25 protein-coding genes are annotated in these 26,134 nt (G+C 61.6%); 10 read left to right on the top strand and 15 right to left on the bottom strand.

Annotated features, from left to right (window positions below; translation table 11 throughout):
- The first annotated feature begins 5 nt into the window (after positions 1-5).
- Positions 6-821 (top strand): sugar-phosphatase, encoded by an 816-nt coding sequence (gene yidA, locus QOL81_RS18890; protein ID WP_169317904.1) that lies wholly within the window; start codon positions 6-8, stop codon positions 819-821.
- 25 nt (positions 822-846) lie between these two features.
- Here the strand turns inward: yidA and QOL81_RS18895 are convergent, their stop codons facing one another.
- The gene (locus QOL81_RS18895; protein WP_169317905.1) at positions 847-1,788 is read right to left on the bottom strand and encodes an ornithine cyclodeaminase family protein; all 942 of its coding nucleotides are present in this window, start codon (positions 1,786-1,788) and stop codon (positions 847-849) included.
- A complete protein-coding gene (locus QOL81_RS18900) occupies positions 1,775-2,743 on the bottom strand; it encodes a threonine/serine dehydratase (RefSeq protein WP_149571846.1) in 969 nt (322 codons plus the stop codon). Before QOL81_RS18900 ends, QOL81_RS18895 begins: the two co-directional genes overlap by 14 nt.
- Positions 2,744-2,778: 35 nt before the next feature.
- On the opposite strand from QOL81_RS18900, the gene QOL81_RS18905 reads away from it, so the two are divergent.
- Positions 2,779-3,099, top strand: coding sequence for a hypothetical protein (locus QOL81_RS18905; protein WP_142109031.1), 321 nt, complete (start codon positions 2,779-2,781; stop codon positions 3,097-3,099).
- A gap of 132 nt (positions 3,100-3,231) precedes the next feature.
- Positions 3,232-4,512 carry a YidR family protein gene (locus QOL81_RS18910; RefSeq protein WP_055316928.1) on the top strand — a complete coding sequence of 427 codons (1,281 nt, stop codon included), beginning with the start codon at positions 3,232-3,234 and terminating at the stop codon, positions 4,510-4,512.
- A 30-nt stretch (positions 4,513-4,542) separates the two neighbouring features.
- On the opposite strand, the gene QOL81_RS18915 is transcribed toward QOL81_RS18910, so the two are convergent.
- The gene (locus QOL81_RS18915) at positions 4,543-4,890 is read right to left on the bottom strand and encodes a YceK/YidQ family lipoprotein (RefSeq protein ID WP_016929593.1); all 348 of its coding nucleotides are present in this window, start codon (positions 4,888-4,890) and stop codon (positions 4,543-4,545) included.
- Between the two features lie 309 nt (positions 4,891-5,199).
- On the opposite strand from QOL81_RS18915, the gene ibpA reads away from it, so the two are divergent.
- The 3 genes from ibpA (at position 5,200) to QOL81_RS18930 (ending at position 7,968) form a co-directional block, all read left to right on the top strand.
- Positions 5,200-5,613 (top strand): small heat shock chaperone IbpA, encoded by a 414-nt coding sequence (gene ibpA / locus QOL81_RS18920; RefSeq protein ID WP_004933919.1) that lies wholly within the window; start codon positions 5,200-5,202, stop codon positions 5,611-5,613.
- Positions 5,614-5,713: 100 nt separating this feature from the next.
- A complete protein-coding gene (gene ibpB, locus QOL81_RS18925) occupies positions 5,714-6,142 on the top strand; it encodes a small heat shock chaperone IbpB (protein ID WP_004933922.1) in 429 nt (142 codons plus the stop codon).
- 167 nt (positions 6,143-6,309) lie between these two features.
- The gene (locus QOL81_RS18930; protein ID WP_047729572.1) at positions 6,310-7,968 is read left to right on the top strand and encodes a putative transporter; all 1,659 of its coding nucleotides are present in this window, start codon (positions 6,310-6,312) and stop codon (positions 7,966-7,968) included.
- 10 nt (positions 7,969-7,978) lie between these two features.
- Here QOL81_RS18930 and QOL81_RS18935 read toward each other — a convergent pair whose 3' ends face one another.
- The 4 genes from QOL81_RS18935 to QOL81_RS18950 all read right to left on the bottom strand — a co-directional run bounded on the left by QOL81_RS18935 (position 7,979) and on the right by QOL81_RS18950 (position 12,105).
- A complete protein-coding gene (locus QOL81_RS18935; RefSeq protein WP_060424343.1) occupies positions 7,979-8,359 on the bottom strand; it encodes a type II toxin-antitoxin system VapC family toxin in 381 nt (126 codons plus the stop codon).
- Positions 8,359-8,580 carry a ribbon-helix-helix domain-containing protein gene (locus tag QOL81_RS18940; RefSeq protein ID WP_004933932.1) on the bottom strand — a complete coding sequence of 74 codons (222 nt, stop codon included), beginning with the start codon at positions 8,578-8,580 and terminating at the stop codon, positions 8,359-8,361. The genes QOL81_RS18935 and QOL81_RS18940 overlap by 1 nt, the downstream gene beginning before the upstream one ends.
- Before the next feature lie 75 nt (positions 8,581-8,655).
- Entirely contained in the window at positions 8,656-9,906 is a 1,251-nt protein-coding gene (locus QOL81_RS18945) for a valine--pyruvate transaminase (protein ID WP_004933935.1), read from the bottom strand.
- A gap of 135 nt (positions 9,907-10,041) precedes the next feature.
- Positions 10,042-12,105: an alpha-amylase gene (locus QOL81_RS18950; RefSeq protein ID WP_283439986.1), complete on the bottom strand. Its 2,064-nt coding sequence runs from the start codon at positions 12,103-12,105 to the stop codon at positions 10,042-10,044.
- A 195-nt stretch (positions 12,106-12,300) separates the two neighbouring features.
- On the opposite strand from QOL81_RS18950, the gene QOL81_RS18955 reads away from it, so the two are divergent.
- Positions 12,301-12,453, top strand: coding sequence for a hypothetical protein (locus tag QOL81_RS18955; RefSeq protein ID WP_169317907.1), 153 nt, complete (start codon positions 12,301-12,303; stop codon positions 12,451-12,453).
- Position 12,454: 1 nt separating this feature from the next.
- Here QOL81_RS18955 and ghrB read toward each other — a convergent pair whose 3' ends face one another.
- The 8 genes from ghrB to QOL81_RS18995 form a co-directional block, all read right to left on the bottom strand.
- Positions 12,455-13,432, bottom strand: a complete 978-nt coding sequence (gene ghrB, locus QOL81_RS18960; protein WP_060424337.1) for a glyoxylate/hydroxypyruvate reductase GhrB — start codon at positions 13,430-13,432, stop codon at positions 12,455-12,457.
- 73 nt (positions 13,433-13,505) lie between these two features.
- A complete protein-coding gene (locus QOL81_RS18965) occupies positions 13,506-14,774 on the bottom strand; it encodes an MFS transporter (protein ID WP_060424334.1) in 1,269 nt (422 codons plus the stop codon).
- Between the two features lie 140 nt (positions 14,775-14,914).
- Positions 14,915-15,880, bottom strand: a complete 966-nt coding sequence (locus QOL81_RS18970; RefSeq protein ID WP_060424404.1) for a sugar kinase — start codon at positions 15,878-15,880, stop codon at positions 14,915-14,917.
- 7 nt (positions 15,881-15,887) lie between these two features.
- Positions 15,888-16,640, bottom strand: a complete 753-nt coding sequence (locus tag QOL81_RS18975; protein ID WP_060424332.1) for a sugar phosphate isomerase/epimerase family protein — start codon at positions 16,638-16,640, stop codon at positions 15,888-15,890.
- 166 nt (positions 16,641-16,806) lie between these two features.
- Positions 16,807-17,841, bottom strand: a complete 1,035-nt coding sequence (locus QOL81_RS18980; RefSeq protein ID WP_060424330.1) for a LacI family DNA-binding transcriptional regulator — start codon at positions 17,839-17,841, stop codon at positions 16,807-16,809.
- 126 nt (positions 17,842-17,967) lie between these two features.
- A complete protein-coding gene (locus QOL81_RS18985; protein ID WP_197757454.1) occupies positions 17,968-18,630 on the bottom strand; it encodes an OmpA family lipoprotein in 663 nt (220 codons plus the stop codon).
- A 253-nt stretch (positions 18,631-18,883) separates the two neighbouring features.
- Entirely contained in the window at positions 18,884-19,330 is a 447-nt protein-coding gene (locus QOL81_RS18990; RefSeq protein WP_049200599.1) for an N-acetyltransferase, read from the bottom strand.
- On the bottom strand, positions 19,327-19,893 hold the full coding sequence (locus QOL81_RS18995; RefSeq protein ID WP_038875986.1) for a DNA-3-methyladenine glycosylase I: 567 nt from the start codon (positions 19,891-19,893) through the stop codon (positions 19,327-19,329). The genes QOL81_RS18990 and QOL81_RS18995 overlap by 4 nt, the downstream gene beginning before the upstream one ends.
- A gap of 196 nt (positions 19,894-20,089) precedes the next feature.
- On the opposite strand from QOL81_RS18995, the gene QOL81_RS19000 reads away from it, so the two are divergent.
- From QOL81_RS19000 to glyS, 3 genes are all read left to right on the top strand, one after another.
- Positions 20,090-22,078, top strand: coding sequence for an autotransporter outer membrane beta-barrel domain-containing protein (locus tag QOL81_RS19000; protein ID WP_060424328.1), 1,989 nt, complete (start codon positions 20,090-20,092; stop codon positions 22,076-22,078).
- 745 nt (positions 22,079-22,823) lie between these two features.
- Positions 22,824-23,741 carry a glycine--tRNA ligase subunit alpha gene (gene glyQ / locus QOL81_RS19005; protein ID WP_004933966.1) on the top strand — a complete coding sequence of 306 codons (918 nt, stop codon included), beginning with the start codon at positions 22,824-22,826 and terminating at the stop codon, positions 23,739-23,741.
- Between the two features lie 9 nt (positions 23,742-23,750).
- A complete protein-coding gene (glyS, locus tag QOL81_RS19010) occupies positions 23,751-25,820 on the top strand; it encodes a glycine--tRNA ligase subunit beta (protein ID WP_038875981.1) in 2,070 nt (689 codons plus the stop codon).
- The last annotated feature ends 314 nt before the right edge of the window (positions 25,821-26,134 follow it).

Consider the following 26,134-nt stretch of genomic DNA (forward strand, 5'->3'; position numbering starts at 1 on the left):
GTTGAATGGCTATTGAACTGATTGCGATCGACATGGACGGCACGTTGCTGGATCCGCAGCACCAAATCACGCCGGCGGTAAAGCAGGCTATCGCGGCAGCGCGGCGCAAAGGGGTGCACGTGGTGCTGGCCACCGGGCGGCCTTATGTCGGCGTGCAGGACTATCTGCGCCAGTTGGACATTCAGGGCCCCGGCGATTTTTGCATCACCTATAACGGCGCACTGGTGCTGCGTGCGGTCGACGGCGCTTGCATCCTGCAAGAAACGCTGGACTTCGAGGACTATCTGCACTTCGAGCAGATGGCGCGCGAGTTCGGCGTTCACTACCAGGCGTTTGATTTCGACACCCTGTATACCCCGAACAAGGACATTGGCAAATACACCATACACGAGGCGGCAATGACCGGTATTCCGCTGAAATACCGCAGCGTGGAAGAGATGGATCGCCAGATGCGTTTCCCGAAAGTGATGATGATCGACGAGCCGGAGCTGTTGGACCGCGCTATCGCGCGCATCCCGGCGGAAACGCGCGAGCGTTACACCATTCTGAAAAGCGCGCCTTACTTCCTCGAAATCCTGCATAAGAACGTCGATAAGGGCGCCGGGGTGAGAATGCTGGCCGAGCACCTCGGCGTGGCGCGGGAAAACATCATGACGCTGGGGGATCAGGCCAACGATACGGCGATGATCGAGTATGCCGGCGTCGGCGTGGCGATGGGCAATGCCATTCCCGAGCTGAAAGCGGTGGCGCAGTTTGTCACCAGCGCCAATACCGAAGACGGCGTGGCGCGCGCCATCGAGAAGTTCGTGCTCAACGGCTGATAAAATGGGGCGCTGCGGCGCCCCTTTATATTGCCGCCAACACCCCTTTGGCGATCTGCAGATCCTGAATCGCCAGCCCGGTAAGATCGGCGATGGTGATGTGCTGCGACTCGCTTCGCAACCGCCCGCCCTGCGCCAAGAGGGCGCCCATTTCGACGATTGGCGTTGAAGTGAGCCTAGTTTGCCGATAAGCCGTCGCGATCTCGCCGTAGTCAGCACATTGCGCCAGCGCATCGACCAGCAGCGCGTCCGCATTGGCCACCAGATCGGTCGCCAGCTCCTGCTTGCCTGGCGCGTCGGCGCCCACGGCGGTGATGTGCGTGCCGGGCCGGATATCCGCCGCCTGCAAGATCGGTTCGCGGCTGGGCGTGGTGGTCACGATCAGCTGACAGTGCGCCGCCAGTTCCGCCGCGTCCTGCGTGGTCAGCACCCGAAAACCTTCTGCCTCGGCATCGCGCCGATACGCCGCCAGCGCCTGTTCGTTGCGGCCCCACACCCACACCTCGCGGCAATCGGTCACCGGTTTCAGGCATTGCAGCTGTAGCCGCGCCTGCAGGCCGGTGCCGACCATGCCGATCGCCTGAATATGCGGCGGCGCGCACAGCTCGGCGGCGATGCGGCCGGCCAGTGCGGTGCGCAGCGCGGTCAGCCAGCCCTCATCCTGCAGCAGCGCCCGGGGTTCGCCGGTCTGGGCGGAGAACGCCATCACCAATCCCTGATTGCTGGCCAGGCCGCGTTCGGCGTTGCGATAGAAACCGGCGGACACCTTGACCACGAACAGCTCGTCGCCTTCCAGCCAGGCGGATTTGATGCAGCAATCGCCGGCGGCCTGTTCGAACAGGAAATGCTGCACCGGCGGCTGTTGCACCTGCCGCTGCGAATAGGCGATAAACCCCTGCTTCAGCAGCGCGGTTATGGCCTCGGCGTCGAACGCGGCGAGGATTTGCTGCTGATTAAGGATGCGCATCGGCGATGGCCTTAAGGTATTTCTCCAGCACGATATTTTTGCCGCACAGCACCACCGCCACTTTTTTCCCCTGATATTCCGGCGCCAGTTTGATCGCCGCCGCCAGCGCCACGCCGGCCGCGCCTTCGATAATCCACCGATCGCTGGCGGCGATCCGGCGCATCGCGTGTTTGATCTCTGCCTCGCTGACCAGCACTTTACGGTCGATCAGCTGCTGGCACAGGGGAAAGGTCACGGCGCCCGGTTCGACGCCGCCGGCGGTGCCGTCGGACAGCGTTTCTTGCTCTTCCACCGGGAAGATATGGCCCGCTTCCAGCGCGCTGTACATGCTGGTGGCGTTTTCCGGCCAGCAGGCGATAAGCTGCGTGTTCGGCGACAATTGCCGCAGAACGGTGCCGATACCGGCGATATAGCCACCGCCACCCACCGCCACGAACACGGCGTCCAGACCGGTGAGCTGTTCAACCAGCTCCATGCCGCAGGTGCCCTGGCCGGCGATCACCTGCTCGTCGTTATACGGCGAAATATAGGTTTTTCCCTGTTCGCGGGCGGCCTGTTCCCCGGCCAGTTCGGCGTTCAGCGCATCGCCCGGCACCAATTCCACGGTGCCGCCCAGCGCGCGGATGGTGTCTAGCTTGATGCTCGCGGCCGTCTCTGGCGCATAAACCGTGACGCCAACGCCCATCAACTGCCCCGCCAGGGCGACCGCCTGGCCGTGGTTGCCGGTTGAGGCGGCAATCACGCCGCGCCGGCGTTGCTCGCTATCCAGCAACCGCAGCTTGTTGCTGGCGCCGCGAAATTTAAAGGAGCCGGTGTGCTGCAGATGGTCGCATTTCAGATACAGCTCGCAGCCGAGCTGCTGCGAAAGCAGCACGCTGCGCTCCAGGGGCGTGACCCGTACCTGAGGGCGCAGTTGCTGATGGGCAGAAACAATGGCATCGAAGAGGGGATTCATACCGGCTCCAGAGTATTTGGACTTAAAAATCCAGTTTGTACTTTTTTGTATTGATTGTAAACCCCGTCGCCCGACCGCCGGGCAACCCGGCCCGCCAGCGGCAACGGCCGGGGAAGAGCATCGCGTTGGCGTTGAAAATAATCATTAACCTGTCGTTTAGCGACACGATTTTTTATTTATTTGCGTTAAGGAAGGTGCTGCCGCTGATTTATTTTGATGAAGGAAATGAGAATGAAAAAAATAGCGCTCGCGGCATCCGCCTATACGGCATGGGCGCCGTTGAGTTTCGCCGCCAGGAATGCGAATGCCTAATCGGCCGCTTATTTCCTGCCGACGCCGTCGTTCGGTTTAAATGATAAGACGCTGAAAAATAATTGCGTCATTTCGAACCGAAAAATCCTCCCGCCTTACCCGCGCAGGCCATGTGAAACGCTGTCGCCGATCCGGTAAGATGGCGACTCAGTGCCGGCATGCGCAGGAGAACCGCCATGAGCCATCGGGAAAAACAACTGACTTTCGACCCTCGCGGGCATCAGTTAACCAATATCAACGTCTGGACGCCGGACAGCCAATGGCTGGCTTATGACGTGCGCCCGCGCGGCGCCTCTTTCACCGGTCTGAGCATCGAGCGGGTCAACGTTGCCAGCGGCGCGGTGGAGGTGGTTTATCGCGCCCAGCACGGCGCCCACGTCGGCGTGGTCACGGTCAGCCCCGATGCGCCGGCGCGCTATGCCTTTATCCACGGCCCGGAGCACCCGGACAGCGCCTGGCAGTATGATTTTCACCACCGCCGCGGGGTGATCGTCAGCGAACCGGATCGCGAGTTGGCCATCACCCTCGACGCGCTGGATATCACCGCCCCCTACACGCCCGGTGCGCTGCGCGGCGGCAGCCATGTGCACGTTTTCAGTCCGGACGGCAGCCGCCTCAGCTTTACCTACAACGACCACGTCATGCACGAACGCGATCCGGCGCGCGATCTGCGCAACGTCGGGGTGGCCGTGCCGCTGCACGGGGTCAATCCGCCGAAACAGCACCCGCGCGAGTATGACGGTAGCCACTATTGCGTGCTGGTCAGCGAGACGGTGCCGCAGCCGCAGCCGGGCAGCGATCAGATCAATCGCGCTTACGAAGAAGGCTGGATCGGCCGCGAGGGTTACCGTAAGGCCGATGGCAGCCGGCAGCGCTGGGCGTTGGCGTTCATCGGCGATACGCTGTCCGCCGCCGGCGAGAAGCTGCCGGAGGTGTTTATTGTCGATCTGCCGGAGAACGATGCCGATTACGCCAGGGCGGGCGCTTTGCCGTTGCAGGGGACGGAAAGCGAGTTGCCGGCGCCGCCGCAGGGCGTCAGGCAGCGGCGGGTAACCTTTACCGGCGATCGTCGTTATCCGGGCGTTGCCGGTGCGCCGCGCCATTGGCTGCGCAGCTCGCCGGACGGCAGCCAAATCGCATTTTTGATGAAGGACGACGGCGGCGTGGTGCAGCTGTGGACGGTGTCGCCGAACGGCGGGGAGCCGCGCCAGGTGAGCCGCAGCGAGCATGACATCCAGTCAGCGTTCAGCTGGCACCCGCAGGGCGGGGCGATTGCCTTGGTGTGCGACAACAGCGTGATGCTGTGCGAGGTCGCCGGCGGCCGCCTGCAGCGTTTAACGCAGCGCAGCGCGCAGCCGCCGTCGGCGGATGCCGTGGTGTTTTCACCGGATGGCAAGAAAGTGGCGTTTATGCGCGAGATAGCGGGGTTCAACCAGATCTTTGTGGTTGAGGTGTAAGGCGGGCCTGGCGGCCCGCTGCGTGCGCGATTAGTGGGTGGCGGTGCTGTCGTTGCCTTCGCCGGGATTGCCGGTTGCCGCCAGATTCTGCTGCTCGCTGCGCAGGATGCGCGCTTTTGGCGAGTCTGCGGTGGCGTCGTTGCCGGAACGCAGATAGTCGTAAGGCAACAGTACGGTGTCCATCACCGCTGAGAACGGCAGATCCAGCGCCACCAGCGGCATCATCGCCCAGCTGGTGTTGTCGTCCTTCAGCATGTCCACGCTGGCGCGGGTGCCGGGGTAGTAACCCTGATTCGGGCCGGTATGGCTCATCACGCTGGAGCAACCGCTGGTCGCCAACAACATGCAGCCCGTCGCTATCGCTTTCATCGTCGTCATTAATCCATCCTGCAGGGTTGCTGTTCCCCTAAATTAAGCTGATTTATAACATCCTGTTGCTGCTTTTAAAGAAGCAAAATCCCGCTCTGTGGCGGCTCTCTCACTTTAGTGTAAGTGGTAAAAAAACTTTCGCCTAATCGGTACGAAGTTTTTTTGATCCTCGCCTGTTGAATTGATGAAATCAACCCCCATTTTATCATCAGAGCCGAATTGAGAATTCGCCGTAAGGGAATTCTGGCTTAATTAGCCTGTCCAGAGTGGAAGGCGTATTTATTTCAACCTCGCTGAAGTGCCTTAGGAGGCTGTTTTATGCGTAATTTTGATCTTTCCCCGCTATACCGTTCCGCCATTGGTTTCGATCGCCTGTTCAACGCGCTGGAAGCCGGTCAGAGTCAGGGCAACGGCGGTTATCCGCCTTATAATGTCGAGCTGGTGGACGAAAATCATTACCGCATCGCCATCGCGGTAGCCGGGTTTGCCGAGCAGGAGCTGGAGATCACCACGCAAGATAATCTGCTGATCGTGCGCGGGGCGCACAATAACGAACCGGCAGAAAAAACCTATTTATACCAGGGCATCGCCGAGCGTAATTTCGAGCGTAAATTCCAGCTGGCCGAACATATTCAAATTAAAGGCGCCAAACTGGAGAATGGCCTGTTGTATATCGACATGCAACGCATCGTGCCGGAAACATTAAAACCGCGCCGCATCGAAATTAAATAAATTTCCGTTTCGCCGGCAGGTACGCTGCCGGCAAATAATACCTAGCCTGCCGTCAGGGGGCTGAATAAACACATCTCGCTTAATGAAAGGAGTTGTTCCTATGCGTAATTACGATTTATCCCCGCTTCTGCGTCAGTGGATTGGTTTTGATAAATTGGCCAGTTCAATGGGGGGCCAGGAACCCCAGGGGTTCCCACCGTACAACATCGAGAAAAGCGATGACAATCACTACCGCATTTCTCTGGCGCTGGCCGGTTTCCGGCAGAGCGAACTGAATATCGAGGTGGAAGGGCCGCGGCTGACCGTCAGCGGTAAACCTACGCCGCCGGAAAAACAGGTCGAATACCTGCATCAAGGCCTGGTGTGCAAAGAGTTCCAGCTGACCTTCACCCTGGCGGAGCATCTGCAGGTGTCCGAGGCCAAATTTGAAAACGGCCTGCTGCACATCGATCTGGTGCGTCAGGTGCCGGAAGCCTTGCAGCCGCAGCGCATCGCCATCGGTGCGACGCCGGAGCTGGAAGCCAAATAACCGACTGAAAAACGGTCATCATCATGCGGGGGAGATCCAGACGGATCTCCCCCGCTGCGTTATGTGGCGCACGCCACAGTCCCCCTGTCTGTCCGATGTCATAATCCTTGTTAATTGTGTGCTTTTAATCGCGAATTCCCGCTTCAACTTTGGCAAGGATGTGACCTATGAGCGATATCGCCCTGACCGTCAGCATGTTGGCGCTGGCGGCCGTCATTGGGTTGTGGATGGGGAACTGGAAGCTGTACGGCGTCGGACTGGGCATCGGCGGCGTGCTGTTCGGCGGCATCCTGGTCGGTCACTTCGCCCAGAGCGGGCAAATCAGCCTGAACGGGGACATGCTGCACTTTATCCAGGAGTTCGGCCTGATCCTGTTCGTCTACACCATCGGTATTCAGGTCGGCCCCGGCTTCTTCTCTTCGCTGCGCGTCTCCGGTCTGCGCCTCAACGCCTTCGCGGTGCTGCTGGTGCTGACCGGCGGCGTCGTGGCGGCGGCGGTGCACAAGCTGTTCGACGTGCCGCTGCCGATCATCCTCGGCGTGTTCTCCGGCGCGGTCACCAACACTCCGGCGCTGGGTGCCGGTCAACAAATCCTGACCGATCTCGGTTCCGATCCGGCGTTGGTGGACGGGATGGGCATGGGCTACGCCATGGCCTATCCGTTCGGCATTTGCGGCATCCTGCTGGTGATGTGGCTGATCCGGCTGTTTTTCCGCATCAACATCGAGCGCGAGGCGCAGGCGTTTGAAAGCAGCCTGGGCAATCAGCGTGAGCTGCTGCACGCCATGAACGTGGCGGTGCGCAATCCCAATCTGCAGGGCATGGCGATCAAGCAGGTGCCGCTGCTCAACGGTGAAGCGATCGTCTGTTCGCGCCTCAAACGCGGGGAGCTGCTGATGGTGCCGGCGCCGCACGAGCGGCTGGAGCTTGGCGACTACCTGCATCTGGTGGGCAAACGCGAAGATCTGGAAAATGCCCGGCTGGTGATCGGCGAAGAGGTGGACGCCTCGCTGTCGACGCGCGGCACCGCGCTGCAGGTGGTGAGGGCGGTGGTGACCAACGAGCAGGTGCTGGGCAAGAAAATCCGCGATCTGAACCTGAAGCAGAAGTATGACGTGGTGATTTCACGCCTCAACCGCGCCGGCGTGGAGCTGGTGGCCGGCAGCAACGTGACGCTGCAGTTCGGCGACATTCTCAACCTGGTCGGTCGACCGGAGGCCATCGACGCGGTGACGGCAATCGTCGGCAACGCCCAACAAAAACTGCAGCAGGTGCAGATGCTGCCGGTCTTTATCGGCATCGGGCTCGGGGTGCTGCTCGGCTCCATTCCGCTGTTCGTGCCCGGCTTCCCGGCGGCATTGCGGCTGGGGTTGGCCGGCGGGCCGCTGGTGGCCGCGCTGATCCTGGGGCGCATCGGCAGCATCGGCAAGCTGTATTGGTTTATGCCGCCGAGCGCCAACCTGGCGCTGCGCGAACTGGGCATCGTGCTGTTTCTGGCGGTGGTCGGATTGAAGTCGGGCGGCAACTTCATCGATACGTTGTTGCACGGCGAAGGGCTGACGTGGGTCGGGTACGGCGCGCTGATCACCGCCATTCCGCTGCTGAGCGTCGGTATTCTGGCGCGCACGGTGGGCAAGATGAACTACCTGACGCTGTCCGGCATGCTGGCGGGATCGATGACCGATCCGCCGGCGCTGGCCTTCGCCAACGGTCTGCATCCGACCAGCGGCGCCGCCGCGCTGTCTTACGCCACCGTGTATCCGCTGGCGATGTTCCTGCGCATCATGTCGCCGCAGCTGCTGGCGGTGCTGTTCTGGACGCTGTAACGCTGCCCGACTACAGCCGGTAAGGCATTAACACGCCGTTGTCAGTGCCGAAATCTTTGGGGTTGCGGGAGATGAGCGTCCGGAACCCCACCTGCGCGGTGGCCCAGATAATGGCGTCCGGCAGCTTCACATGCTGTGAGTGGCGCAATTCTACGGCGCGTTCGGCAACTTCATCGGTAATAGGCAGCAGCAGGAATTGCCCTAAAAACTGGCGCGTTTTCAGCTCCAGCGCCGGCCCCTGTTTTTTGGCACCCACCATCACTTCCATCCAGGTGATGGCGCTAATAGCCGGGTTGATGTGGTATTCGGTCAGAACGTCTTTGGCTTGAGGAATGCCGTTGAGATAATCGATCAGGATATTGGTGTCGAATAGCGCCCGTTGAACCACCATTATTCCCACTCCTCGCGCTGACGATTTTCGTAGTCTACGCCATCGCCCATCGCCCCGGACCAGAGCCCGAAAGCATTGCTGGGATCTTCAACGTGGTTCTCCGTCAGATAACGGGAGACGGCCTGACGGATGATTTCGGCCCGTGGAACGTGGCGGATATTTTTCAGATTGTCGAGCTGCCGCAGGTCTTCTTCAGGTAAATCGATCACGATGCGGGTCATCGCTAGCCCTCCAAAAAAAAGATATACGATATATGCATCGTATATCTTTATCGGTCGATTTTCAATCAGCTGGCGTTAGCCTTCCTGATGCGCGCGTTCGATCTCTTCCGCCAGGATCGCCACGCCTCGCTCGATTTTCTCCGGGTCGGGCACGTAGTTCATGCGCATGCACTGGTGGGTGTGCGGCCAGTCGTGCTCCAGCCCCGGGAAGAAGTAGTGGCCCGGCACCATCAGCACGCCGCGTTTTTTCAGGCGCTGATACAGCACTTCGGTGGTGATCGGCAGATCTTTGAACCACAGCCAGAGGAAGATAGCCCCTTCCGGTTTGTGGATCAGGCAGCGCTCCGGCGACAGGTAGCGGCGGATAATCTCGATGGTGTGCTCGACGCGCTGTTTGTAGAACGGGCGAATCACCTCGTTCGACAGGCGCAGCAGATCGCCGCGTGCGATCATTTCTGTCGCCATCGCCGGCCCCATGCTGCCCGGCGACAGGCTGATGATGCCGTTCATGTTGGTCAGCGCGGTGATCACCTTCTCGTCGGCGATCACGATGCCGCAGCGCGAGCCCGGCAGGCCGAGCTTGGACAGGCTCATGCACAGGATGGTGTTCGGGTTCCACAGCGGCGTGGCGTCGCTGAAGATGATGCCGGGGAACGGCACGCCGTAGGCGTTGTCGATCACCAGCGGAATATCGCGCTGCTGTGCCAGCAGGTCGAGCTTCATCAGCTCTTCGTCGGTGATCACGTTGCCGGTCGGGTTGGTCGGCCGTGAAACGCAGATCATGCCGATGTCGTCGCCGATGGTGAGGTGTTCGAAATCAACGTGATACTTGAACTGGCCGTCCGGCAGCAGCTCGATGTTCGGCTTGGCGGAGACGAACAGCCCTTCGTCCAGCCCGGCGTCGGCATAGCCGATATATTCCGGTGCCAATGGGAACAGCACGCGGCGGCGCGAACCGTCGGCGTAGCGGCCGGCGAACAGGTTGAACAAGTAGAAAAACGCGCTTTGGCTGCCGTTCGTCAGTGCAATATTCTGTGGCGAAATCTCCCAGCCGAGCTCGTCGCGCAGCAGATTGGCCAGCGCTTTCAGCAGCGCGTCCTTGCCTTGCGGGCCGTCGTAGTTGCACAGCGCTTCGGTCAGTTTGCCCTGATCGAGCATCTCCTGGCACAGCTGTTTGAAGTAGGCTTCCATCTCTGGGATCTGCGCCGGGTTGCCGCCGCCGAGCATGATGGCACCGGGGGTGCGCAGGCCTTCGTTCAGGTCGTCCATCAAACGGGTAATGCCCGCATAACGGGTAAATTTTTCGCCGAAAAGTGAGAAAGTCATAGGTGCAGCAGTACTGTTTCTTAGCAGGTAATCCCCCACCATACCGCCAGACAAATCCCGCTGCAACGCGGCCGACAAATCGACCAATGGGCACAAACTTCGCCCATTGGCCGATTAGCAGCATATTACGCTGGATTATTGTGACCGTTCGCCGGCCCACACCACCATCACCTTATCGTCGCCGAGCCGGCGGCTGAAGGCGTAGTAGGCGGCGTGCGGCTGCGGGGTTTGCACGCCGCCGCCGATCGCCGGGTGGCGAGCGCGGAACTGCCCCAACCGTTGCCAGTGGGCCAGCAGCGGGGCTTTTTCCCCCTGCAGCTCGCGCCAGTTCATGTCGGAGCGGGTGCCCTGCAGCGGATCGGAACCAGTTGGGCCGAGCGGGCGGCCGCTTTCATCGCCGTAGTAAATCTGCACCGCGCCCGGCGCCAGCAACAGCAGGTTTGCCGCCCGCTGTTGCAGCGGCAGCGAGCCTTTGGCGTCGCTGGCGAAGAACAGCCGGGTGTCGTGCGAAGAGAGGTAGCTCAGCACGTTGAAATCCTGCAGCCGCTCGGCCATCTGCCGGTAGGTGGCATCGATGTCGGCAAAGCAGCCCAATGCCTGCGCCGCCTGGTCCTGGAAGTCGAAGTTGATCATCGCGTCGAAGCCGTTTTGGTAATAGTCGCTTTTCATCACCCCGTGGCCCCAGGCCTCGCCGGTCATCCAAAACGGCGCGTCATCCAGCGCCTGCTGCGGATGCTCCGCTTTCCACGCCGCCAATGCCGCCGTGGCGCGCTGCTTCAACAGCGCCAGCGTCGGTTTTTCCACGTGCTTGGCGGTATCGACGCGAAAACCGTCGATGCCGTAATCGCGCACCCACTGGCTGAGCCAGACGGTCAGGTAATCGCGGGTGGTGGCGCCGGGCATGTCGCGCGCGGCGGTGTCGGGTTTGTGGCGATAGAACAGCGGCAGGCCGCTGGCGCCGGGCGCTTCGGTTTTGATGTCCGGCAGGAAGGCCAGCGACATCGTCAGGTCGTCATAGCCCGGTGAGTCATAGTCGCCGATGTCGGTGCGGATCCAGTTTTTCCCCCACCATTGGCGCCAGCCCGCTTTGTCGCTGAAGTTGATGTAGTCGTTGAAGCTGTGCCAGTTTTGCCCCGGTCCGGGGCGCCAGTCGCTCCAGTTTTTCCCCAGGGTTTTCTCCACTTCTGTACCCTGCAGATACAGCGAGCCGAAGTGGAACGTCTGCATATCCGCCAGCGTGGCGTAGCCGACGTGGTTCACCACCACGTCGAACAGAATGCGAATGCCGCGCCGATGCGCCTGCTCGACCAGCGTGCGCAGCTCCTGTTCGGTGCCCATGTTGGCATCGAGGCGAGTCCAGTCCAGCGCGTAATAGCCGTGATAGGCGTAATGCGGGAAATCGCCTTTGGTGCCGCCGCCAACCCAGCCGTGGATCTGCTCCAGCGGCGAGCTGATCCACAAGGCGTTGACGCCCAGCTGCTGCAGATAATCCAGTTTCTGCGTCAGGCCGGCCAGATCGCCGCCGTGAAAGGTGCCTATTTCCTGCAGGCCGTCGCTGCGGCGCCCGTAGCTGTGGTCATTGGCCGGGTTACCGTTCTCAAAGCGATCGGTCAGCACGAAGTAGACCGTGGCGTTATGCCAGCTGAACGCCGCCGGTTTCGCCGTGGCGGCGGATTCCAGCAGCAACAGGCCGCCGCTGGCGGCGGCGGGTTGCAGCGTTATTTTCCCCTGGCTCACCTGCGCCGTTTGGCCGGAATAGAAATCGCGCAGCGTTTCGCCTTCGGCGAAGGTGGAGGCGACGTCGACCGTGACCGGCTTGCCGTCCCAGCGCGGGCAGCTGCGGACGGCAACGGTGGTGCTTTCCGGCGCGCTGCTCAGGCTGAGCTGCAGCGTCGGCGTGCCGCTGCGGGTGTCGATGCGCACCTGATAATCGCCGGCGCGGAACTGCCGCCAGTTGACCGGCGGGTGAGTGCCGCAGGGCTGCAGCGACAGCGTCTGGTTAAGCTTCACTGCCTCGGCCGGCTGCCAGCAGTGGTTATCCTGATACAGCCGCAGCGGCAGCTGGCCTTTGGGCAGCGCGGCCTGGCTGGCGAACAGCCCGGCGGCCGTTTCGTCGAAGGCCGGGAAGCCCGGCAGCGTCCAGCCGGCTAGCGCCGAAGGCGACAGCAGCATCAACAAGGGCAGGGGTAAAAGCTTCATGGCTCTCCTTACGCGCGGCAGGAAGCGTTTTTTCGCAGGGTAGCGCCCAGTGTGGCAAACGGTGGAAAAATGGCCTCCTCCCTGCGGGGGTTTTTCGGGGAGGAGAGGAAGGGCGGAGCGTTTTCGGATTGATTCGGCTTGGCTTTGCGCGCGCGCTGCGGCAGATTAAACGATGAACATCAAAGGAGGTTAGCGATGACGGACAAAAACTGGCGAGAAGAGATCGTTCAGGCAATTCAGGATGCCGAATTGCAGCACTTCGCCGAAGAACATCAGCTGCAGGCGCTGTTCGCACCGCAGCAGGAAGATCAACACGGCCGGTTATCCGCAGAGCACCGGCCGCGCTGAGTTATTTCCGCAACAGCTGCGGGTTGACGCAGTTTTCTTTCACCGTGCCGGTCAACGCGGCGATCAAATTATCCACCGCGCAGGCGGCCATGCCGTAGCGCGTTTCATGGGTGGCGGAGCCGATGTGCGGCAACGCCACCACGTTCGGCATGCTGAGCAGCGGCGAGTTGGCCGGCAGCGGCTCTTTCTCGAACACGTCCAACCCGGCGGCGTGGATCACGCCGTTTTGCAGCGCTTCGATCAGCGCCTGCTCATCCACCACCGGCCCGCGGCCGGCGTTGATCAGAATGCCGCTTTTCTTCATTTTCGCCAGCTGTTCGCGGCCGATCATGTGGAAGGTTTGTTCGGTCAGCGGCAGCGTGATGCAAACGAAATCCGACTCGGCCAGCAGGGTGTCCAGATCGCAGCGGCGCGCGTTGAAGCGCTGTTCCGCCTCTTCATGCGTGCGGCGGGCGTTGTACAGCACCGGCATGCCGAAACCGAAATGCGCGCGCTGCGCCAGCGCCAGGCCGATGCGCCCCATGCCGAGGATGCCGATGGTTTTATGGTGCACGTCGACGCCGAACCAGTCCGGCCCGATGCTGCCGCGCCATTCGCCGGCCTTCACCCGCTCGGCCACTTCCACCACCCGGCGCGCGGTCGCCAGCACCAGGCTCATGATGGTGTCGGCGACGGTTTCGGTCAGCACCGTCGGGGTGTGCATCAGCAGCACGTTATGGGCGTTGAGCGCCTCGACGTCGAAGTTGTCGTAGCCGACGGAAACGGTCGAGGCCGCGCGCAGTTTGGGCGCCTGCTGCAGGAAGGCTTCGTCAATTTTACCGCCGGAACCGATGATCCCTTCGGCCTGCTGCAGCGCCTGGCGCAGTTCGTCGCGGTTCTCCGGCTGCAGGCCGTTGAAGGCGTGCACGGTGAAGTGCTGTTCCAGACGTTCACGCAGATCGGCAGGCAGGCTTTTGTACAATACGATAGAAGGCTTCATCACGAACTCCAGCTGGGCCAAAGGGGGCATGGCGCCCCCCCGGTTGGGTTAACAGATAAAAAGTATAACCGGATCAAGCCAATTGCGGCTGGATCTCGTTGCGGGCGGGTTTGACGATCAGCGTCAGCACCACCGCCACCACCAGTGCGATGGCCATAAACATGTAAGAGGCCGCCGGGCTGCCGGTGGCGCCATTCAGATAGCCGACGAACCATGAACCGAAGAACGACCCCAGCGCGCCCATGCTGTTGATCAGCGCCATGGCGCCCCCGGCGACGTTTTTCGGCAGCATTTCCGGAATGATGGCGAAGAATGGCCCGTAGGGGGCGTACATCGCGGCGCCGGCGACCACCAGCAGGCCGTAGGAGATCCAGAAGTGGTTGGTGCCGACGGCGTAAGAGCCGAAGAACGCCAGCGCGCCGATCAGCAGCAGCGGCCAGACGAACAGCTTGCGGTTTTGCATTTTGTCCGACGCCCAGGAGACCACGATCATGGCGATGGTCGCCGCCAGGTAAGGCACCGCCGACAGCCAGCCGGCTTCCACCATGCCCATCTGCATGCCGCTGCGCAGGATGGAAGGCAGCCACAGCACGAAGCCGTACACGCCGATGCTCCAGGCGAAGTACTGCACGCACAGCAGGATCACGTTGCGCGAACGGAAGGCTTCGCCGTAGTTGCGCACGGCCTTGATGCCTTTCTGCTCTTCGTCCAGCTGCTGTTGCAGCGCCAGTTTCTCCTCGGCGCTCAGCCAGCCGGCCTGCGCCGGTTTGTCTTTCGCCAGCACCCACCAGCAGAACGCCCAGATAACCGCCGGAATGCCCTCGATGATGAACATTTCGCGCCAGCCGAAAGCGTGAATGAGATAACCGGACACCACCGACATCCACAGCACCGTCACCGGATTGCCGAGGATCAGGAAAGTATTGGCGCGTGACCGTTCCGATTTAGTGAACCAGTTGCTGATGTAGATCAGCATCGCCGGCATCACTGCCGCTTCCACCACGCCGAGGATAAAGCGGATGGCGGCCAACATCGGGATATTGCTGACCACGCCGGTCAGCGAGGCGCAGCCGCCCCACAGGATCAGGCACCAGAAGATCAATTTTTTGACGCTGCGGCGTTCGGCGTAGATGGCGCCGGGAATTTGGAAGAAGAAATAACCGAGGAAAAACAGCGCGCCCAGCAGCGAGGCCATGCCTTTGGTGATGCCGAGATCTTCATTGATGCCGGCGGCAGAGGCGAAGCTGAAGTTGGCGCGATCGAGATAGGCCAGGCTGTAGGTGATAAACACGATGGGCATGATGTACCACCAGCGTTTGGCCGCGACAGTCGCTTTGTTCATGTTCAGTATCCTTCAGTGGTGTTGCATCCCCTTTGCCCGGCACGCTGGGCATGCAAGACAAAGGGGCAGATGCTCTCCCGACGCGTCCCGGTTGTAGGGCCAGAGGCTGACGTCATGCGGAGAAGTCGTTTTTTTTATTGTTATTCGGCCAGCGCCGCGCGGGTTGGCAGGCCTTCGCTGTCGCCGATGGCCTGGATCGCCAGCGAACCGATTTTGTTGCCGCGCTGCACCGCCTGTATCAGCGTTTTGCCTTCCAGCAGGGCGCTGAGGGTGCCGACGGCAAAGCCGTCACCGGCACCGACGGTATCCACCACGTTGTCGACCTTCACTGCGGCCACTGCCGCCTTGTCGCCGGCGGCGGTTTTAAACCAGGCGCCGTCCGGGCCGGTTTTGATGATCACCGCCTGCACGCCGCGTTCCAGATAGAAATCGGCGATGCCTTCCGGCGTCGATTGGCCGGTGAGGATCTGCCCCTCTTTCAGCCCCGGCAGCACCCAGTCGGCGGCGAACGCCAGCTGGTTCAACTGCTCGATCATCACCTCGCGGCTGGGCCACAGCACCGGGCGCAGATTGGGGTCGAACGAAATGGTTTTGCCCATGGCGCGCATCTCGCGCGCCGCATGGTGGCACAGCGCCAGCGACTCGCTGGACAGCGCCGCTGCAACGCCGCTCAGGTGCAGGTGGCGTGCGGAACCGAAATACTCAGGGTCGAAATCGGCGACCGACAGGTGGCTGGCCGCCGAGCCTTTGCGGAAGTATTCCACGCTGGGATCGGTACCATCGGTGGTTTTGGATTTCACCTGAAAGCCGGTCGGATAGTGGCCGTCGACCGTCACCTGCCGGTAGTTGATGCCTTCTTTTTTCAGCTGCTGCAGGGTGAAGCGGCCGAACGAATCGTTGCCGACGCGGCTGACCCAGCCGACGTTCATGCCCAGACGCGCCAGGCCGATCGCCACGTTAAGTTCAGCGCCGGCGATGCGTTTGGTGAAGGTTTCCACCTCAGCCAAATCGCCGGTTTGCGCCGCCACGAACATCGCCATGGCTTCGCCCAGCGTGACCACATCCAGGGGCGCCTGCTGCGCCGTCGTTGCCGTTAACGTTGTCATCATGGGGCTACTCCGCACGCAAAATATTGACGTAATGGCGGGTGACGGCTTCCAGGTCATCGCCCTGCAACGGGAATTCGATGCCGCGCGGCGCATCGTGCGGCAGGCGGGCCAGCAGATCGCGCCAGCTGCCGTCGGTATCGTCCAGCGCGACGGCGCGCCAGCCGCGCGGGCCTTGGGTGGCGGCTTTGACGTGCACGTAACCGACGTGGCGGGCCAGGCGTTCGGCGGCGGCAAAGGCGTCTTGCCCCACCCACAGCCAGTTGGCCATATCGAAGGTCATGCTGACCGGCAGGTGGCTATCTTCCGCGGCGTGGAAAAAGGCGTTCAGCATCGACAAAATGCCGCAGTCCGGCGTCTGATCGTTTTCGACCACCAGTTTGACCGGGTGCTGCTCCAGCGCCACTTTCAGCTCGGTAAAATCGAAGCCGGGGCGGAAATGGCCGAGGGAAAGCTTCAGCCGGCGCGCGTTCAGCGCCTGCGCTTCCGCCAGCAGCGCCGGCAGGTTAGGGTTCAGCGTATGTTGCGGGGTGAACAGCGCCTCAGGGGCGGAGTAGACGGCGAACAGCTGCTGGCGATCGATCTCTTGCGCCAGGGCCGGCAGGCTGTCCAGTTCGCCGGCGGCGAACAGTTCGCGGCGGATCTCGACCCCGTCGGCGCCTGCGCCGGCGATGATGGGCAACAGCGCGCGCTGGCCGCCGTGTTGTTTGACGGTATCGGTGCCGTAGGCACCGGTGACCACGATGATTTCTGTTTTCATTTTGACTCCTGAGGCGGCATTGTCGCCGCCGCTGCTGTTACCGGTACGTTAAATGGAACCGGTTCCAGCGGAAAGCGACAGAGTGTAAAAATATGATCGCAATCACGAAGCTGAGCAAAAAACAGCCGATGAGGGCGGGGCGGGCAACGGCCCCGGAGAAGGCGGGTTAGCGGGTGGTGGAGCCGCGGACGATCAGCTCGCCGGAGAACATCTGCTCGCCGCTGGGGGCGGCCAGGCCCTGAATGCGCTGCACCAGCCGCTCCAGCGCCGCGTGCCCCATTTGGTAGGTGGGCTGTTTCAGCGTGGTGATGCCGACGCCCGCCAGCTCCGCCCACTCCAGCTCGTCGAAGCCCAGCAGGCCGATGTCGTTGCCCCACTGAATGCCGAGCCGGCGCATGGCGCGCGCCACCTGCAGCGTCAGGGCGCCGTTAGCGGAGATCACCGCCTTGCGCATGCCGCGATGGCGGCCACTGAAATCGCTCAGTACCTGCTCCAGCTTCTGCCGATCGTTGAGCGGCGTTTCGGCCTGCTCCGCCAACAGCGTGGGGTGCTGCGCCATGGTGTGTCTGAAAGCGTGCAGGCGTTCGAGACGGGTATTGACCGTACCGAGCGGCTCGCTGAGGAACAGGATCGCTTCGAAACCTTGTTGCAGCAGATGTTCGGTGGCGACGGTGGCGGCTTCGCGGTTGTTCAGGCCCACCACGTCGCAGGCGAAGTCGGGGATTTTGCGGTCGATCAGTACCATCGGCAGCATCGACTGTTGCAGCGTGGATAACGCTTCCTCGCGCATGCCGACCGCGTTGACCACGATGCCTTCCACCCGGTAACTGCTGAGCAGCTGCAGGTAGTGCTGTTCCTGATTGACTTCGTTGTTGGTGTTACACACCAGCAGGGTAAAGCCGTGCTGGCGGCAGGCGGCCTCGATGCCGCGCATCACGTCCACCGAATAGGGGTTGGTGATATCGGCGAGGATCAGGCCGATCAGGCGGGTCTGGCCGCCTTTCAGGCTGCGCGCCATCTGGCTTGGCCGGTAGTCGAGCTGCCGGATCGCCTGTTCGATGCGCTGTTTGAGATCGTCGGAAAGCAGGTGTTGTTCACCATTCAGATAGCGCGACACGCTGGTCTTGCCGGTTTTGGCGATGTTGGCCACATCGCTGATGGTGGCGCGCCCTGAGGCGCGCGTTGCCTTGACAGTGCTCACAGCCGATCCCTCCTGCGGTTAATTGCCAAGGAGACTACCATACCCGATGTGCGGGCGGGAGTATTGAAGGGTAAGGAGAAAATCGCAGGGAGGCGGCGGGGCGCCGGTTGCGCGCCCCGCACGGGATTACTGCAGCGGGCTGAGGGTGATCTCGACGCGGCGGTTTTGCGCCTTGCCTTCCGCGGTGCTGTTGGAGGCGATCGGGTTGTCCGGGCCGGCACCGGTGGTGCGGATACGGTTTGCCGCCACGCCCTGGGTGATCAGCGCGCTGGCTACGCCGTCGGCGCGCTGCTGCGACAGGTTCATGTTGAGCGAGCGGGAGCCGGTGCTGTCGGTGTAGCCGACAACGTTGACCGCGGTTTTCGGGTACTCTTTCAGCACCATGGCGACGCCGGTCAGGGTGTTGGCGCCCGCCGGTTTCAGCGTGGCGCTGCTGCTGTCGAAGGTCACGTTGTTCGGCATGTTCAGCACGATGTTGTCGCCCTGGCGGGTGACGCTGACGCCGGTGCCTTTCATCTTGTCGCGCAGTTTAGCTTCCTGCACGTCCATGTAATAACCTGCGCCGCCGCCCAGTGCCGCACCGGCCGCCGCGCCGATCAGCGCGCCCTTGCCGCGATCTTTCTTGGAAGAGGACAGCACGCCGACACCAGCGCCCAGTGCGGCCCCGAGGCCTGCGCCGATGCCGGATTTGCCGACTTCGGATTCGCCGGTGTATGGGTTAGTGGTACAGGCCGACAGCGTGAACGCTACGCTCACTGCGCCGGCAATAATTGCAATGCGTTTTTTCATGTTCTTGTCCTTAATGGCATCAAAATCTGTACGCGCCTGCCCAAAACGGGGGCGCAAAAAATAGGCGACGCAGGTGGGGCCCGCGTCACCGCGCTACTATGACGCGTTGACTCGCCGGCAGTTCCGGAGAAAAACGTGACAAATGATGAGCGCGGGGAAGTGCTGGGGGGAGTTATGCGACAAAACGCCGGGCGGCGCCATGCAGCGGATTCCTAATTGCGCGCATCCGGGGTGCGGATGCGCCTTTTTAAGCCTAATGGGTTGAATTTTCGACTGCCGACCAGTTCATGATCAGCGTATAGGCCTGGGTTTCTTCATTGAACAGGCGCTGCGTCACCTGAAAGCCGTGCTTGTGGTAGAACGCGCAGGCACGCAGGTTCTGCTGGTACACCTCCAGGCTGAGCCGGCGGTAGCGCTGCTGCACGTGCGTCATCAGCGCCTGGGCGACGCCGCGGCCGTGAAACGCCCGATCGACAAACAGCGCGCCGATGAACTGCTCGTCCAGCACGCTGATAAAGCCGACGATCTCGTCGTGATGCCAGCAGGCCCAGCTTTGCGCGCGCGGTAGGTAGTTTTCTCGCACCAGTGCGGCGCTCTCACGCCAGTACTTTTCCGCCACGAACGGATGGGCGGCGATGGTGCTGGGCAGCCACAGCGCCATCAGCCGTTCGATATCCTCCGGTCCACAGGGGCGGATCACCGTGGCTTTGGGTAGCAGATGCACCCCGTCAGATGATCGTTCACCAGCCCGCTGGCCTGCATGAAGGCGTAACAAATGGTGGAGCCGATAAACTTGAAGCCGCGCTTTTTCAGCGCTTTGGACATGGCGTCGGACTGTTCGGTTTTGGCCGGCACCTGGTTCAGCGCCTGCCAGCGATTGAGCTGCGGCCGGCCGCCGACGAAGTCCCAAATGAAAGCGACGAAATCTTCGCCGGCCGCTTCCATCGCCAGATAGGCTTTGGCGTTGGTGATGATGGCTTCTATCTTGCCGCGGTGGCGGATGATGCCGCTGTCCTGCAGCAGGTTTTCCACGTCCTCTGTGGTCATGGCGGCGACACGCTGCGGATCGAAACCGTGGAAAGCGCGACGGTAATTCTCGCGCTTTTTCAGAACGGTGATCCAGGAAAGGCCGGCCTGTTGCCCCTCCAGACACAGCATTTCAAACAGTTCGCGCGCGTCGGTGGTGGGCGCGCCCCATTCCTTGTCGTGATACTCGAGATACAACGGATCGGCCGTCACCCAACCGCAACGTTCGTCTGCCATCCTGACTGTCCCTATGCTGTGTTTATGAACAGTAATCATCGCTCGTAGCGCCGAACTTGGCAAGCCTCTGATTGTTTTGTCATCAGCCCGCTTGACGTGACGAAAAAGCCGACAATAGTTACTACATGGCCGGTGGAAAACCGGTCAACGATAAAAACGACATTGCCTTCATTTGCAGGCTCTCAGGAGTCGATTCATGCCTCTAAAAATAACGTGCATGCCCCGCCCGGCGGCGCTTGCAGTGGCGCTACTTTGCAGTGTGACCCTACCGGCTCAGGCGTACGATCAACTGTACGTCTTTGGCGACAGCCTGAGCGATACCGGCAACAACGGCCGGTTCACCTATGACGGCAACCAGCACTTGTTGTACGACGAAGCGTTGGCGCAACGCATCGGGGCGGCGCTGGTGGCTTCGGACAACGGCGGTGAAAACTACGCCGCCGGCGGCGCCGTGGCGGTGCCGGGCCTGAACCCGGTCGACAACACCCAGGATCAGGTGCAGCGCTACCTGAACCGGGTCAATGGCCAGGCCGACGGCGACGGGCTGTATATTCATTGGATCGGCGGCAACGATCTGGCGGCGGCGGCGCTGAATGCCGCTACCGCGCCCGGCGTGGCCTATAACAGCGCTGCGGCCGCCGCTGCGCAGGTGCATTCGCTGCTGAACGCCGGCGCCGGCACGGTGATCGTGCCAACGGTGCCGAACATCGGCTCCACGCCGCAGCTGATGGAATTGATCATTCAACAGGCGCTGTCGCCGGTGCAGGGGGCGGCGATCCAGGCGGCCTATGCCACGCTTAATTCGGTGGCGACGCCGGACAACGCTTCACGCACGCAGGCGATCCACGCGGCGTTGGCCGCCGCGGCGAAGCAGGGCAGCGCCATTCCTCAGGTGCAGCAGGCGATCGCCGCGCAGCTTATCGCGGCGTATGACAGCCTGAGCGCGCAGGCCGCCCAGCTGACCGATTTCTATAATCAAAGTGAAGACCGTCTGCTGGCGCAGGGCGGCGGCAATATCGTGCGGGTGGACGTCAACAAGCTGTTCGCCGAAGCGATCGCCAATCCGGCGCAGTTCGGCTTCGCCAACACCGCCGGTATGGCTTGCCCGCCGGGCGTTTCCTCGGCGGTTTGCCGTTCTGATATGCCCGGCTTCGACGCCAGCCAGTCCTATCTGTTCTCCGACCATTTCCACCCCAGCCCGCAGGCACACCTGCTGATTGCGGATTATATCCAGGCGGTGTTGGATGGCCCGGCGCAGGTGGTGGCGCTGAATCAGGCGACCGCGGCGATGGCGCGCGACAGCCGCGCCACGCTCGACAGTCGCTTCCAGCAGCTGCGCAATGGCGACAACCCGCAGGGATCGCTGGGCGTGTTCGGCGGTTACGCCGGCCAGCACTACGACTATGCCGATAACCGGGCGGCGGGGGACGGCAATGCCACTACCCACAACCTGACCGTCGGCGTGGACTATCAGCTGACCGACGGTTGGTTAATCGGCGCGTTGATCGCCGGTTCCAACGACGATCAGCATCCTTCCAGCCGCTTTGATTACAAGGCGCGCGGGCTGCTGCTGTCGGCCTTCAGTTCGCTGGCGCTATTCGAGCATGGCTGGGTCAACGCCGATCTGCACTATGCGACGATGGATTATGACGACATCCGCCGCAGCATGCGGCTGGGGCCGCTGACGCGCACCGAAACCGGTTCGACCACCGGCAAGCAGTGGGGCGCGCGCGTGACCGCCGGCTATGACTTCCCGATTACTTCTTACCTAACCACCGGGCCGGTCGCGCAGTTCGCCTGGGATTACAGCCGCGTTTCCGGCTACGGTGAAGATGGCGATGACAGCACCGCCATGCACTTCAACGATCAAACTTACCACTCGCAGATCGGCGCGTTGGGATGGCGGCTGGATACGCAATTCGGCGTGTTTAACCCTTATGCGGAAGTGAGTTATCAGCATCAGTTCGGCGACGACGTCTACCGCGCCGGCGGTGGCCTGAAATCGACGCAAACCTCGTTCACCCGCGACAGTGCGGGCCAGGACAAAAACTGGGTGGATGTCACGCTGGGGGCCAACATGCCGTTGACGGACAGGGTATCGGCCTTCGCCACCGTGTCGCAAACCGGCGGGCTGAGCAGCGGCGAGCAGTTTATGTATAACGTCGGCGTCAGCGCGCGTTTTTGAATTGGCCATTGGCGCACTCAACGGCGCAGGAGAAGCCATAAGGGCTGATGAGGAATTTAAGCGGGGGGCGGCCTGGCGTGAATTATGCGGGCCGCAATGACGTTGGCGGAAATACAAAAAAAAACTGATCCTATGAAAGGATCAGGTAGCCACTTGGCCAACACCAGGGAAAATTTTATTTATTATTGTATAACCAAAGATTAACTGTCAATTTGTTTCTGTGGCCCGTTTGCGCCGTATTTCATCCCTGACCTTCCCTTCATACCCAGAGCCTCGGTCCGCCGTGCGCTATCGCCTTATTTTTCACGTTCATAAGAAATAATCTGGCACTTGATCACATTATCTCTCGGTGAGGGGAGTTTTTTAGTTGATAAAATTAACAAAAATAACATTGGCGCAACTTTATCTTGTGGCAAATATAAGGATATGCGTACGCAAATCAGCCTGAATTTGGCCGGCGAGGGGAGATATCGCGTTCAGCTAATTGCTTATTTAAACGGCGGTGAGTGATATTTTTGTTAAGCTCATCTAATGGATTTGGCGGCATCACGCCTTTCAGGCCGGCTCGTGGATGGCGAGGGGGCCGGCCGGAGCGCTGTGTCTTCACGCTGCGGCCGACGTGTGAAAATCCAGCGCTTCTCGCCCCGATTCGCACTTGTTGCCGGATTCTGGCTGTATATCTTACGGTCAAAGGGTATACTGGCCCATTCCATCTAAATCCACTTGTATCGCGTGCGAATTCAACATGCAAAAGTTTGATACCAAGACCTTCCAGGGCCTGATCCTGACACTGCAGGATTATTGGGCGCGCCAGGGCTGCACCATCGTTCAACCATTGGACATGGAAGTCGGCGCGGGAACCTCACACCCGATGACGTGCCTGCGCGCACTGGGGCCGGAGCCGATGGCCGCCGCCTATGTGCAGCCATCCCGCCGCCCGACCGACGGCCGCTACGGCGAAAACCCGAACCGTCTCCAGCACTACTACCAGTTCCAGGTGGTGATTAAGCCGTCGCCGGACAACATTCAGGAACTCTACCTGGGCTCGCTGAAAGAGCTGGGTCTGGATCCGACCATCCACGACATTCGCTTCGTGGAAGACAACTGGGAAAACCCGACGCTCGGCGCCTGGGGCCTGGGTTGGGAAGTGTGGCTGAACGGCATGGAAGTGACGCAGTTCACCTACTTCCAGCAGGTCGGCGGCCTGGAGTGCAAGCCGGTGACCGGCGAGATCACCTACGGCCTGGAGCGCCTGGCGATGTACATCCAGGGCGTGGACAGCGTGTACGATCTGGTGTGGAGCAACGGCCCGCTGGGTGTTACCACCTACGGCGACGTGTTCCACCAGAACGAAGTTGAGCAGTCCACCTACAACTTCGAATATGCCGACGTCGACTTCCTGTTCTCCTGCTTCGAGCAGTACGAGAAAGAAGCCCAATCGCTGCTGGCGCTGGAAAAACCGCTGCCGCTGCCGGCCTACGAACGCATCCTGAAGGCGGGCCATACCTTCAACCTGCTGGACGCGCGCAAGGCGATTTCGGTGACCGAGCGTCAACGCTACATTCTGCGCATCCGCACGCTGACCAAAGCCGTTGCCGAAGCCTACTACGCTTCCCGCGAAGCGCTGGGCTTCCCGATGTGCAACAAGAAGAACGAGAACTAAGAGGCAGCCATGACTCAACAGACTTTCCTGGTGGAAATCGGCACGGAAGAGCTGCCGCCGAAGGCGCTTCGTTCCCTGGCGGAATCTTTCGCCGCCAACTTCACCGCCGAGCTGGACAACGCCGGCCTGGAACACGGTGACGTGAGCTGGTTCGCCGCACCGCGCCGCCTGGCGCTGAAAGTGGCCAACCTGAGCGCGGCGCAGGCCGATCGCGAAATTGAAAAACGCGGCCCGGCGATCGCCCAGGCGTTCGACGCCGAAGGCAAACCGAGCAAAGCGGCCGAAGGCTGGGCGCGCGGCTGCGGCATCACCGTCGATCAGGCTGAACGCCTGGTGACCGACAAGGGCGAGTGGTTGATGTACCGCGCCCACGTCAAAGGCCAGTCGGCGCAGCAACTGCTGGCCGGCATGGTCAGCACCGCGCTGGCTAAACTGCCGATCCCGAAACTGATGCGTTGGGGCGACTCCGACGTGCAGTTCGTGCGTCCGGTACATACCGTCACGATGCTGCTGGGCGCCGATCTGATCCCAGGCACCGTGCTGGGCATCGACTCTGCGCGCACCGTGCGCGGCCACCGCTTCATGGGCGAAGCCGAGTTCACCCTCGACAACGCCGACCAATACCCGCAGATCCTGCTGGAGCGCGGCAAAGTGGTCGCCGACTATGAAGCGCGTAAAGCCCTCATCAAGCGCGATGCCGAGCTGGCGGCGCAGAAGATTGGCGGCAAGGCCGATCTGAGCGACAGCCTGCTGGAAGAAGTGGCCTCGCTGGTGGAATGGCCGGTGGTGCTGACCGCTAAATTCGAAGAGAAATTCCTGGCGGTGCCGGCGGAAGCGCTGGTGTACACCATGAAGGGCGACCAGAAGTATTTCCCGGTGTATGACGCCGCGGGCAAACTGCTGCCGAACTTTATCTTCGTGGCCAACATCGAGTCGAAAGACCCGCAACAGATCATCTCCGGTAACGAGAAGGTGGTGCGTCCGCGCCTGGCCGACGCCGAGTTCTTCTTCAACACCGACCGCAAGAAACGCCTGGAAGATAACCTGCCGCGCCTGGAAACCGTGCTGTTCCAACAGCAGCTGGGCACCCTGCGCGACAAAACCGACCGCATTCAGGCGCTGGCGGGCTGGGTTGCCGGCCAGATTGGCGCCGACGTCAACCACGCCACCCGCGCGGGTCTGCTGTCGAAGTGCGACCTGATGACCAACATGGTGTTCGAATTCACCGACACCCAGGGCGTGATGGGCATGCACTACGCGCGCCACGACGGTGAGGCGGAAGACGTCGCCGTTGCGCTGAACGAGCAGTATCAGCCGCGCTACGCCGGCGATGCGCTGCCGCAGTCGCTGGTGGCCTGTTCCCTGGCGATCGCCGACAAGATGGACACCCTGGCCGGCATCTTCGGCATCGGGCAGCATCCGAAAGGCGATAAAGACCCGTTCGCGCTGCGCCGCGCCGCACTGGGCGTGTTGCGCATCATCGTCGAGAAAAACCTGCCGCTGGATCTGCAGACCCTGACCGAAGAGGCCGTGCGCCTGTACGGCAGCAAGCTGACCAACGCCAAGGTGGTCGACGAGGTGGTGGAATTCATGCTGGGCCGCTTCCGCGCCTGGTATCAGGAAGAAGGCCACGCGGTCGATACCATTCAGGCGGTGCTGGCGCGCCGTCCGACCAAGCCGGCCGACTTCGACGCACGCGTCAAGGCGGTGTCTCACTTCCGCACGCTGGAAGCGGCGGCGGCGCTGGCAGCGGCCAACAAACGCGTCTCCAACATTCTGGCCAAGTCCACCGAAACGCTGAACGACAGCGTGCGTGCCTCGGTGCTGAAGGACGCGGCGGAGATCCAGCTGGCGACTCACCTGGTGGTGCTGCGCGACAAGCTGCAGCCGTACTTCGCGGCGGGCAACTACCAGGAAGCGCTGGTGGAGCTGGCCGCGCTGCGCGAGCCGGTGGATGCGTTCTTCGATAACGTGATGGTGATGGCGGACGATGCGGAAGTGCGCGTGAACCGCCTGACGCTGCTGAGCAAGCTGCGTGAACTGTTCCTGCAGGTGGCGGACATCTCCGTGCTGCAGTAAGCGATTCTCTGCCGTGAAAAGGCGCCTGCGGGCGCCTTTTTTTATTTCCGTTTCCTGGGCGCGAAGGCAAGGTCGCCTGGCGACTTGGGGGGCGACTTGGGGGGCGACTTGGGGGGCGACTTGGGGAAATTGAAGCGTCCGGTCGCCGACGGCAATGAACCTCAGTGCGTTTTGCGCACGATTTTCAACCGCATCCGGCCGGGGTAATGCTCACCGCAGGCGGAATCGCGTATCGGAACGCCGCCAGTTGATCTATTCTTATAGGCGCACGGAGTGCGGAAAAAGGGGCGGAGTCCAATGAAAAAGCAGGTTTA

Source organism: Serratia sp. CC22-02, from assembly GCF_900182895.1.
GTDB classification, from domain to species: Bacteria; Pseudomonadota; Gammaproteobacteria; order Enterobacterales; family Enterobacteriaceae; genus Serratia; species Serratia nevei.